General features: G+C 64.8%; 3 protein-coding genes and 2 pseudogenes. 2 read left to right on the forward strand and 3 right to left on the reverse strand.

What is annotated here, in order from left to right:
- Positions 1–246: pseudogene (locus EN935_RS27235) on the forward strand (lipopolysaccharide biosynthesis protein); the annotation flags it as partial.
- On the opposite strand, the gene EN935_RS27240 reads toward EN935_RS27235, so the two are convergent.
- From EN935_RS27240 to EN935_RS27250, 3 genes are read right to left on the reverse strand one after another with little or no spacing between them, the layout of a single operon-like run.
- Positions 243–1,166: a DUF6492 family protein gene (locus tag EN935_RS27240; protein ID WP_127264890.1), complete on the reverse strand. Its 924-nt coding sequence runs from the start codon at positions 1,164–1,166 to the stop codon at positions 243–245. The pseudogene EN935_RS27235 and the gene EN935_RS27240 overlap by 4 nt on opposite strands.
- Complete coding sequence (locus EN935_RS27245; RefSeq protein ID WP_109670275.1) at positions 1,163–1,957, reverse strand: WecB/TagA/CpsF family glycosyltransferase; 795 nt, start codon at positions 1,955–1,957, stop codon at positions 1,163–1,165. Before EN935_RS27245 ends, EN935_RS27240 begins: the two co-directional genes overlap by 4 nt.
- Positions 1,954–3,126 (reverse strand): glycosyltransferase family 4 protein, encoded by a 1,173-nt coding sequence (locus EN935_RS27250; protein WP_109670278.1) that lies wholly within the window; start codon positions 3,124–3,126, stop codon positions 1,954–1,956. Before EN935_RS27250 ends, EN935_RS27245 begins: the two co-directional genes overlap by 4 nt.
- Before the next feature lie 171 nt (positions 3,127–3,297).
- Between EN935_RS27250 and EN935_RS42945 the strand changes: the two are divergent.
- A pseudogene (locus EN935_RS42945) lies at positions 3,298–3,445 on the forward strand (glycosyltransferase family 2 protein); the annotation flags it as partial.

The following is a 3,445-nucleotide window of genomic DNA, read 5'->3' on the forward strand; positions in this document are numbered from 1 at the left end:
CCGGGACTGCGCAATCTGGTCGAATACCAGGCCGAGCTTTTGTTCGCACGCGGCCAGACGCTGGTGCGGGCGCTCAATCTCGGCCTGCTCGCCGGGCTGAAGGCGCTGTTGCTGACCTATGTGCTGACGACCATCCTCGACACGCCGAACCTGGTGCTGTCGCTCAACGTCGTCTTCCTGCTTTTGTATCTCGCCTCGACGCTGCTCACCTATTCGGCGATGCGCAAGCCGGCCAAACCCGTCTAATCCAACCCAATCAGACGGCGGATGCGGCCGATATCGGTGCCGATGAAGGATTGCATGCCTATCGCCACCTGCTCCGGCGCCATGGCGGCAACGAAGTGGCGGAACTCGTCGTCCGACAGCGCTTCGCCGGTCCAGTGGATACGGCAGAACTCCTCCGAGCCGTGGAAGTGGCCGGCGCCCTCCAGCAGATCGTCGACATAGCGGCCGTAGATCATGCATTCGGAGAATTTGCGCGCCGAGCCGACGACCTCGACCCAGTTGCGGCCATGGACTCTTTCGATCTCGCCGCACATCGCCAGTACGGTGTCGCGACGCCAGGCGATCAGCGTCGAAATATAGTCGTGGATCGATGTCCGGGACGGATCGATGCCGAGTGCCGACCCGGCGTTGCGCGACCAGATGCGATGCTCATCATGACCTTCGTCCGCCAGCACGCCGTCACGCCGGAACAGCCGCGCCTTGCCGTCGCGCCAGAAGGCGCCGCAGTCGAAAGGTTTCAGGAAGGCGACGTCGGAATCGCAGAAGATCAGCACGTCTTCGGATGCGTGCGCTGATATGGCGATGCGGCGCAGCTGTTGCACGTGCCAGCCGCGCAACGGCTGCGTCTTCAGGCTGAGCCAGACGCGCCGTCGAAACAGGCTGAGCGGGTCGTCGAAGGCATACAGCCAGCGTGGCAGCAGATCACGCTCGTCGACGACCGTGCGGCGGCCGGTCTCCAATTGGCGAAACAGCCTGACGTCGCGATGTTCGACCAGGATGTAGTGGTGCGCCGCGCCGGAAACGTGGCGATCAAGTGTCTCGCACAGCAGGCGGCAGCGCTCGAAATCGGGCGCGTAGCTTGCCGTCACGATTGCCGCCGTCGGTGTCTGCCGAAGCGGGCCTGGTTCGACAGCGGCGCCTGGAACGAACCTGCTGTTCACTGGCTGTCCCTCGCTGTTTCGGGTGTACGCGAGAATCTCTGCCTGACGACGCGCAGCAGGAACAGGGGATTGCCGACCACATAGCGGCGCCACAGGCGGCTCGGTTCGACAGCCAACCGAAACAGCCATTCAAGCCGCAGCCGGCGCATCCACAAGGGTGCCCGCGGCACCGAGCCGCTCAGGAAGTCGAGCAGCGCGCCGACGGCGATCGGCAGCGTACAGTGGCGCGCGTCGATATGGCGTGCGATCCACAATTCCTGGCGCGGCACACCCATGGCGACGAGCAGCACGTCCGGCCGCAGCGCGGCGATCCGGTCGACGATTTCCGATTCCTGCGAAGCGGGGAAATAGCCGTCGTGGATCACCACGAACCGGTGCTGCACGGCCAGTGCTGCCAGCTTGACCGACGCCGCTTCGGCGTTGACGCGCGTCGCGCCGAGCAGCCCAACCGTCAGCGGCGTCGTCGAGGCTTGCAGGAAGGCGGGGACGAAATCAGTGCCGTTGAGATTGTCCGGAAACGGCGCGCCGTAAAGAAGTCTCGCCGCCAGATCGACGCCGATGCCGTCGGGCAGGATGAGGAAATCATCCAGCGCCTCGGCGAAGACCGGATCGGTACAGGCGATGTTGGCGTTGTGGGCGTTGAGGAAACTGACCTTGGTGAAGCGCCGCTCGGCGATCAGCCGGTTCAGCAGGACGATGGCATCGTTCCAGCGGATCGCAACCACCGGGATGCCAAGGATCGTCTTGAGCTTGTCGAGCCCGAAGGCGGCGCGGGCGGAATGCATGTTCATGCAAACGCCTCCTGCCTGACAGGCCCGAGCTTTTCGAGGCCGAGACGGATGGCGGCGTCGAGCGCCTTGACCTGCGAACGCCGGAACGCGCTGCCGTCGACGTCGCGGATGTCGGCAGCCGCGGCTTCGAGAGCCTTGGCGAAGGCAGCGGGGTCGTCGGTGACGACACAATTGGCCGGGCGATGGTCAATGCCGCGCAGCGACCGGCTGGTGGCGACGGACGGCAGGCCGAGCTCGAAGGTTTCGATGGTCTTCAACTGGACGCCGCTGCCGGCGGTGCTGATCAACGGGATGACGGCAGCGCTGCTTACGAACGCCTGCGCGTCGGGCACGCGGCCGACAAATTCGACACCGGGATGCTTCGACGTAACGCCGGCAGGCATGCTGCCGGCGACGCGGATGCGGAAATCGGAGCGTAAATGCGGTACGACCTTGCCCAGGAACCAGTCGAGACCGATGCGGTTCGGCTGCCAGGTCCAGGTGCCGATCAGGGCGGCGTCGCAGTCGATGCGGCGCGGGCCTTTCCGGGTTGGCGCCGCGGCGCCGGTCACCAAAGGCAGCACCGCCGAGCGGTCGTCCGAGGCGACACCGAGTGCGGCGCGGTCTTCCTCGGCCAGCGTGAAGACGAAGCGCGCCCGTCGACAGAGACGTTCTTCTACGGTCTTGAGCAACCTCGCCTCGCGGCGGAACAACAGGCGCTGGAAGAGGCTTCCGGCCGCAGCGGCATTCTCCTGCGCCGAAAGATGCTCGACATTGTGGGCAACGAAGATCGAAGGCCGGTCAGCGAACAGCTTTTCAAAGGCACCGGCGAACTGCACGGAATTCAACACGTAGCCGTCAAACGGGCCGGTGCGCTCGACAGCAGCAAGTACATCGCCTTCGGACACCGCGCGCAACTTGACCGACGCAAATGTGAGGCCCGAAAGCAGCGCCTTGCCGACCCAGGCCAGCTTTTGCCGTGCAGAGGCATTGTCCGTGCGCACGTCGATCGCACCCAGCACCACGGTGTTTTCGGGATCGGCCGCGGGTCTCCCCGGCCAGGTGAAGCCGATGACGGTGACGCGCGCGCCAGCGCGCCGCAAGGCAGCGATGATCGCAGCGTTGGCGATCTCGTAGCCCGAGGCGAGAGCGCCGTCGGGCACGATCGATGTGGCGAACAGCAGATGCATCTCACCTATCCAGTGGTGTAGCCGGTAGCAAAGTGCGGTGAACCCTTGATTAAGCGAGCACATTCGACGACCGAAAGCCCCTGCCTGGCGGGCTTCTCCGTGCAAGGTGATTAACGAAACCTTATCACCGGGGTGCTACCAGAACCCAACTCACCATGTGGCTGGACACGGATGATCCCTTTGCCATCGGACGGTTCGGTATCGATCGCTGGACGCTCGCCGCGGCTTGACCTCGAGGCCGTCGAAGCGGTCGTCACCTTGCCGACCTTCAAGCGGCCCGAGCAGGTGCTGGAAACGCTGGCGTCGTTACGTGCGCAGC

The organism is Mesorhizobium sp. M7D.F.Ca.US.004.03.1.1 (assembly GCF_003998635.1).
In the GTDB taxonomy this organism is placed as follows: Bacteria; Pseudomonadota; Alphaproteobacteria; order Rhizobiales; family Rhizobiaceae; genus Mesorhizobium; species Mesorhizobium loti.